Origin of the sequence: Microcoleus sp. K5-D4, from assembly GCF_036704575.1 — a bacterium.
Taxonomy (GTDB): domain Bacteria; phylum Cyanobacteriota; class Cyanobacteriia; order Cyanobacteriales; family Microcoleaceae; genus Microcoleus.
On the sequence record NZ_JAUBSD010000160.1, the window covers coordinates 1 to 6,592 of the forward strand.

Sequence of the window (6,592 nt, forward strand, 5' to 3'; positions counted from 1 at the left end):
CGTGTCATTGGTTTTCTTACCGGATGGTCGTGGATTTTACATTCTTTATCTCTATCACATCTTTAAAAAAATGGTATTAGACGCTTATTTGAGCGAAGTCGTAAAGCTGTCAGAAGCTGAGGCCAAGAAATATCACCTCAGACCTCCCAAAGGAATGCTAATGTGGGGGCCGCCGGGGACAGGCAAAAGTTTGAGTGCAAAGCTAGCTGCTAAGAAGCTAGGTTATGCGCTTTTAGCAGCAAGTTGGGGCAATATTCTAGGTTCCTCTAATCCAGATCGCGCTCTCAAGAAAATGCTGGATACAGCCGATAATTTGGGCGGCTGCGTGCTGTTCTTTGACGATTTCGACAAGGGTTTTTCTGGCTGGGAATCAAATGCTGATGGCGGTGCAGCTAGGCGACTGTCGCAGAAATTGCTCACATGGATGCAGGAGCATGAAAGCCCCGTGTTAATGTTAGCTACTGTTAACCGCTTAGAAATGCTGCCGGCTGAACTTATTCGCAGATTTGACGACGGCGGAATCTGGTTTGTGGATTTGCCACACAGCGGCGCTCGCTATGAGATTTTCAATTTGCATTTGGCTAAGTATTTCCCGGAGCAGTTTGGGGAAGGAAAAGAGAATTTTTGGAGCGACAGGCAGTGGTATTCACTACTATCTGATTATGCCGGAGCAACGAGTGCTGAAATTGCGATCGCAGTTAAACGCTGTGCTGAACGAGCCTATTGTGAAGGGCGACCTGGTAAAATTGAATTGGCCGATCTGCGTTATCAGAGAACTCAGTTTGTGCTGTCGTCTGAGCGTTCTTCTGAAGATATCCAGGGGATTCGCAACAAAGCGTCCTTTGCTCGGCCTGCTTCTGGGGGCGATCAGTCTAAATTTGCGGCGGCAGAGCAAGAATTATTCGAGTATCGACCACCTGCTTACGACAAAAGTTGAGTGCATGATAAACAACAATAGCATGGGTTTGTTGGTGAGCCAAAAAGTTTTGACTGTTGATATAGCAATCCTAAATCATTATCAAGACCTAGAGCAATCCTAATTGATTTTTTCCGTGCAATTATATTTATGTATTTTGGGGAAATCAAATTTATGTTCGTTAGTAAAAAATTCAAACAAAAATTTTACAATCTTAAAAGACCTACATAAATACCAATACTTTCTTAAAAAGTTTTTAGCCTATAACCAAATATCTTCAACGGGATTTTGTTGGGGAGCATTTGGAGCAAATAAAATACAAGTAATTGACCAGTCATCAGGCTCTTTGTCACCATTTACTTCTAATAAAAAATCTCTAAATTCGCCATATTTATGATAACTGGCTCCATCCCAAATCAAGATAATCTTGCGATTTTTATATTTTGCTTGTAAGTATTTTATAAATTTAACTGTTGATTTTCCATCCCCAGATGGATGGCTCTGAACATGGAATTCTTTGCTTTGATAATTGAGTGCGCCAAAATAAGTTTGTCTATCTTTTTCATTGGTAATTGGGACTTCAATTCTGATTTTTGATTGACCCCAAACATAACCAGTCAGATCGCCATGAAGTAGATGACATTCATCTATAAATAATACTATTATTTGCCCGGATTCTATACCAGCCTTGTTTTTGAATAAAATATTGTTAATTTCCTCCGTCTTTTTTTTTACCAGTTCGACCTCATATTTAGGATTGATTTTTTGAGTTTTTTTCCAACTAATTTCCGCCCGCTCGAAAAGTTTATAGTAACTCTGTTTTGATTTATAGATCACACCAAACTCTCGCTCTACATAAGTAACCAGCTCATCTAAATTCCAATATTCTTTATTCTTTAGCCACTCAATTACTTCAGTCTTTTGTAGAGCTGTTAAATACCCTTTTGACCCTTTATGCCCTAGCTTGATTCCTTCGATGCCTTGGGTTTGAAATTGTTTTTTCCAATGACCAACAAAAAATTCACTTACACCGAGAATTTTGCTAATCTCGTGGTAGAACTTGCCTTCGACAGCCATTCTTACAGCTATTGCTCGTTTAAGTTCTCTTGCATCGATATCACTTTTAATGAAAGATTCTAATTGAGTTATTTCCTTTTCCCTATCTTGGAGGGGCAGTTTTAAGTTATTCATTTTTTTATTGTCACAATCAAGTATTGCATATAATTGTATCATAGTCTTGATAATCATTTAGGATTGCTATACCTCATTATACATGATTTATAATTTACAAACCATTTGCGATCGCTATAGTCGTGGTTGGATTTATGAATTAGTCTGGGGCTACAATCATTTAGGATCTGAATCCCTCGGAGATAAACATTGCAAAAATAGCGATTGTGACCCTCTGCTGAATGATGGCAGAACTTGCTCAATTGTGGCAAGTCTTACAGCAGCCACCCCCCGATGGCGGGCTGTGGAATGGTCGTAAAGTGGCTGACTGGATGAGTGAACTCAAGGGTAAAAAAGTCGGTCGTCTGCATAGGGTGGGAATATCTCAAGTCTATGAAGTTTCGATTGAGAGTTCCTCGTCCAGAACATCAGGAATCAGATATCCGCAGAACTTGAGGAATGGAAAAAAAAATCTGCGTCGGTTCGTCTTGAAAATCAAGAAGGAGAACCTAGAAAGTGACGTAGAAGTGTGGTCAATGGACGAACATCGTTGTTTGATTAAAACCTGTTTTGAGGCGGGAATGGGTGGATGAGTTTAGTAATGCCACCGCTGTTGTTAATTGGTGGTTTCAATGGTTGTGGTTATATCGCGAAAGTACGTCCGAGTACGGGAGAAACATATTGGTGGATACTGCCATTTGTCAACAGCCAACTTTTCGAGCGAGTTTTAAAAGATTTTGCCAGACATTGGAAAGTAGGATCGAAAAAAAGGGTCGTTTTAGTCGTAGACGGAGCCACAGGGCACTGAGCGTGAAAGCGTGAAAATCCCCGACGGCATACATTTGTATTGTCTGCCTTCACACTCCCCGGAACTCCAACCAGCAGAAAAACTGTGACCACTGACAAATGAACGGATAGCCAATCGCTGTTTTAAAAACGCAAGATGAAGTAGAATCAGTTTTATTTGAGCGGTGCCGAAAACTGTTAAATCTCAAACAGTTAATAAGTGGTTTGACTCATTTTTCTTGGTGGTCGGATGCAAAATTTAATCATGGTTAATCGACCGGAGATAATATAAAACACAAGTAATTGACCAATTATCCTTACTTTTCACGGCATCTCTGAAAGGTAGAGTAGGAAGTCATTCTAGGCAAAAGACGTGGATGGTGATATAATGTCGTGAAAATCAAGTAAAGGCAGGCGAAAAATGTTGAGCTGGTGGGAGAAAAATTTTGCAAGTTGTGAATTAGGAGATGAGAGATTAAACAATAGAGCCTATGCAATCGGCAAAGCCTTAAGTCAAGGCTTTGGGAAAGCATTGTCAGAAATATTTACAAGTACAAACGAGTTGAAAAGAGCTTATGAGTTTTTGCCAACAGCCAAACAAAGCTTGACAGAGTAATTAAACCTCACTGTCAAATGACCTGTGAAGCTGTGGAAGAATATGAAGTCGTATTATCCGTAGGAGATACCACCTTTCTAGATTATGGCAGCAAAACCTGGATTTAAAACTAAATTTGAAGAGTTAAGTAGAAAAATCCGTTGTTAGTTGATCTCTGTAGGAGCGAAAATTGCAATAAGCGCACTTTTTTCATTATAACCGATAACTCATCAACTTATTTATTTTTCATTCCTAATTAAGACATCATTACTATTTTCGGCTATTTTGCTCAACAATAGCTCAAAGCTACTATTCTGCTTTCTTTAAGCATTTATATTTATTGCAAAAGTGACACGCTCCCAACTGGTACATCCCTTAACGGGAATTCTTGTTCTCCTGCTACTCAACCCCCTAGACCAGTTTTCGAGCAGCATAAATTGTGTTATTAACGCTTGCAAAACTCACGGAACAATTGCAGTCACGCGAATTTCAATCCGCATCCTTGGCAGTCCAAGCGCCGCGACTCCTACCTGTGTCCAAATGGGGGCATGGTTGGGCATGTAATGGCGATATAGCCTGACCATCACCTCGTTAACCTCCGCAGGCAACCCGCCAACATGGTAAGAATTGACGTGAACCACATGCTCCCAACTCGCACCAGCAGTTGCCAAGGTTCGCTCTATGTTCCGAAATGCCTGAGCAATCTCATCTGCGATCGCTTCGGGAATTTGCAGATTGTCATCCCAGCCGCCTTGGCCGGATGTCTCGACGCGATTGTCAAATTTTACCGCTTGCGAGTAATGCAAATTATTCAGCATATATTCCCCATAACCGGGAGTGACAAAAAACTCGGGCTTTTTCATTGTGTTCCTTTGTTCAGTACGTTGTGTCTATTATGTAGAAAAGAGGTTTGTAATCTAATTCACGCGATGAATTCGATGCCATACTTGGGTGCCGCTGCCAAAACTCGCTAGATCGCTTCCGGAGTGACTGAGCGTAATGGAGCCTCTAGGTTGTCTACTGGAACTCGGCATCTCTAAAGTGTGGTGAGTCGAAGTACCTGATTGCTTTCAGATTCTTACGATGATTTCTCAAATACCTGTGATGAACTGTCGCGGCTAGTCGCGCCCTGCGACAATAATATTTTCTGCTAGACTGATAGGATTAGAAAACATCACCTCATGACTACCCGGCATTTGCACAAGCCGAAATAGCCCCAAGCGGCTAGACATCTTGGGATGCCAACCCCCCTCCCTTTGAGGTAAGACATTGTCTACTGTACAGTAAAGGTAGCTTTTGGGAATGGGCAGCGAATAAAACTGCTTCAGGTCTAATTTGTCAATAAACGGTTGATACGGTTCAGGCGATAATTGCGCGTAGCTCGATTTCGCCAGGTCGAGGTCAGCATCGTTGAGAAACGCTTCTCGCCAAATCTCAAAAGGCATCGTTATCGTATTATCGTCCGATTCTCTCGCTAGCTTGTCGAATAACGCTTGAGTGTCAGGTGGGATGTTGTCTTTGAGGCTCTCACCATCATTCAGGACAAAGGCATTGAAAAAGATTAGCCGTCGAATGCGATCGCGGATTGCTTCAGCAACTTTGGCAATAATGCTGCCACCAAAGCTATGTCCAAGTAAGACAATATCGGTTAAGTCTTTCTCAACAATGTAATCGACGATCGACTGGGTACATTGAGCATGGTTGACGTTTTTATTCACGCCTTTACCATGACCCGCGATCGTGGGAGCCAAAGCCTGATGACCTTTCGCTTCTAGATGTTGGATGACCGCGTTCCAAGCAGAACCATCATGCCATGAGCCGTGAACTAAGACAAAAGTTGACATTGGATGACTCCTTGCAATGCGGGATGAATATTGTGTTCTAATGACATTGAAAGTTTCTCCTTTGCTGTCTGCAACGAATTCATTACGTTTCTGTAGCAGCGGGTAAAGTTCCAGGTGGCCCTAAAATTTCGTCGCCAATCTCGGCAGAAATCCGATCAACCAGCGCTATATCTGATGTTTCTGTCTTGTCCAACGTACCTATTGCTTCAATTAACCGGGCAAAGCCACTGGGCGCAGCAATCACCAATCCACGCGCTGGCCGATCACTGAGTGCAGCAATAACGTGGGGTGTGCCAACAGGAATCAGGAATGGCTAGGTTTCCTAAGATCGTGATCAATCATCCCTAGCAGTGAGATTTGCATGAATCAGACTGGTGCATAAATCGTTTCGTCTTCTTTGCGCCAAGCTGGATCAACTAGACAAACGAAAACAATAGGTTCGTCGCCGTTGTTGTGAAGGAACTAGATTGCATTTGGAGGAATGTAAACCGCATCACCTGGTTCAACGCGACAAACTTCACTATCGATCGACATTTCTCCAACACCGCTAATGATGTAATAAACCTCAGAAGTCTTTAGAGAATGGGGAATTGAAATTTTGCCAACAGGTAAGATCGCATGCGCCAAACTGTAACGCAAGTTGATGTCTTGTTTGTCAGGATGAAGCAGTTCGCGCAGAACAGTTCCATCTCCAGCGATAATTTCTTCACAGTCGTTTAGTTTTTGAATCAGCATACGTTCAGGTTTGCAATTACACAATCGGAGCAAGTTCAGAATCAGTGAATTTTGGAGGTTAAATACTGTCAGAGGTCAGCAACATCATGACACCTGCATGAGCTAACACGACATCGGGGTGGCGTTGAAGCGCCGTATTGTACTTCATGGCAAACTCATCGCCTGATTCATCGGGGCTGAGCAGTGTCCGAATGTCACTGTCAATCGCTTCAATTGCCTCTGGTGTAACAGATTCATCGACATGAAGCAACTCATCGATTTGGATAATCAATGCTGAGAGTCGATGCAACCAGGCAAACTGCTCATGACTAATCACCAGTTGTAGCAATTCACCTCTAGAAACTTGCCCTCGAACTTGCTCATAGGTAAAACGCTCAGTATCTAGTAAAAGCTTGTGCAGACGCAGTAGTTTGATTCGTAACTCACTCAAGCGTTGATGTTGACTAATCCGATATTGAAGTGTGTTAAGCCTGGGGGGGTGACAACCCACCCAAAACCCATAGCTAGTAAGGATTGAGCCAACTTGTGGTAAAAAAAGATAGGCAG

General features: G+C 42.3%; 9 protein-coding genes and 1 pseudogene. 4 read left to right on the forward strand and 6 right to left on the reverse strand.

What is annotated here, in order from left to right:
• On the forward strand, nt 1-937 hold a 937-nt coding region (locus tag QUA77_RS28385), incomplete at its 5' end, for an AAA family ATPase (protein WP_333453925.1).
• 99 nt (nt 938-1,036) lie between these two features.
• Here QUA77_RS28385 and QUA77_RS28390 read toward each other — a convergent pair.
• Nucleotides 1,037-2,107 (reverse strand): annotated as a pseudogene (locus tag QUA77_RS28390) (IS630 family transposase).
• A gap of 221 nt (nt 2,108-2,328) precedes the next feature.
• On the opposite strand from QUA77_RS28390, the gene QUA77_RS28395 reads away from it, so the two are divergent.
• The 3 genes from QUA77_RS28395 to QUA77_RS28405 all read left to right on the forward strand — a co-directional run bounded on the left by QUA77_RS28395 (nt 2,329) and on the right by QUA77_RS28405 (nt 3,488).
• The gene (locus tag QUA77_RS28395; protein WP_333453926.1) at nt 2,329-2,679 is read left to right on the forward strand and encodes a hypothetical protein; all 351 of its coding nucleotides are present in this window, start codon (nt 2,329-2,331) and stop codon (nt 2,677-2,679) included.
• Complete coding sequence (locus QUA77_RS28400; protein ID WP_333453928.1) at nt 2,676-2,894, forward strand: hypothetical protein; 219 nt, start codon at nt 2,676-2,678, stop codon at nt 2,892-2,894. The genes QUA77_RS28395 and QUA77_RS28400 overlap by 4 nt, the downstream gene beginning before the upstream one ends.
• Before the next feature lie 399 nt (nt 2,895-3,293).
• The gene (locus QUA77_RS28405) at nt 3,294-3,488 is read left to right on the forward strand and encodes an IS4/Tn5 family transposase DNA-binding protein (RefSeq protein WP_333453930.1); all 195 of its coding nucleotides are present in this window, start codon (nt 3,294-3,296) and stop codon (nt 3,486-3,488) included.
• Nucleotides 3,489-3,928: 440 nt separating this feature from the next.
• Here QUA77_RS28405 and QUA77_RS28410 read toward each other — a convergent pair whose 3' ends face one another.
• From QUA77_RS28410 to QUA77_RS28430, 5 genes are all read right to left on the reverse strand, one after another.
• Nucleotides 3,929-4,330, reverse strand: coding sequence for a RidA family protein (locus tag QUA77_RS28410; protein WP_333453932.1), 402 nt, complete (start codon nt 4,328-4,330; stop codon nt 3,929-3,931).
• 255 nt (nt 4,331-4,585) lie between these two features.
• Complete coding sequence (locus tag QUA77_RS28415) at nt 4,586-5,311, reverse strand: alpha/beta hydrolase (protein WP_333453934.1); 726 nt, start codon at nt 5,309-5,311, stop codon at nt 4,586-4,588.
• An 82-nt stretch (nt 5,312-5,393) separates the two neighbouring features.
• Nucleotides 5,394-5,555 (reverse strand): hypothetical protein, encoded by a 162-nt coding sequence (locus QUA77_RS28420; RefSeq protein WP_333453936.1) that lies wholly within the window; start codon nt 5,553-5,555, stop codon nt 5,394-5,396.
• A 218-nt stretch (nt 5,556-5,773) separates the two neighbouring features.
• Entirely contained in the window at nt 5,774-6,046 is a 273-nt protein-coding gene (locus QUA77_RS28425; RefSeq protein ID WP_333453938.1) for a cupin domain-containing protein, read from the reverse strand.
• Nucleotides 6,047-6,104: 58 nt separating this feature from the next.
• Nucleotides 6,105-6,592: hypothetical protein (locus QUA77_RS28430; protein WP_333453940.1), on the reverse strand; the 488-nt coding region annotated here is incomplete at its 5' end.

Bases quoted from the DNA above. Each gene is read 5' to 3' on its own strand.
- QUA77_RS28405 (WP_333453930.1), top strand. From the start codon at position 3,294: ATGTTGAGCTGGTGGGAGAAAAATTTTGCAAGTTGTGAATTAGGAGAT.
- QUA77_RS28410 (WP_333453932.1), bottom strand. From the start codon at position 4,330: ATGAAAAAGCCCGAGTTTTTTGTCACTCCCGGTTATGGGGAATATATG.
- QUA77_RS28425 (WP_333453938.1), bottom strand. From the start codon at position 6,046: ATGCTGATTCAAAAACTAAACGACTGTGAAGAAATTATCGCTGGAGAT.
- QUA77_RS28395 (WP_333453926.1), top strand. From the start codon at position 2,329: ATGATGGCAGAACTTGCTCAATTGTGGCAAGTCTTACAGCAGCCACCC.
- QUA77_RS28415 (WP_333453934.1), bottom strand. From the start codon at position 5,311: ATGTCAACTTTTGTCTTAGTTCACGGCTCATGGCATGATGGTTCTGCT.
- QUA77_RS28400 (WP_333453928.1), top strand. From the start codon at position 2,676: ATGAGTTTAGTAATGCCACCGCTGTTGTTAATTGGTGGTTTCAATGGT.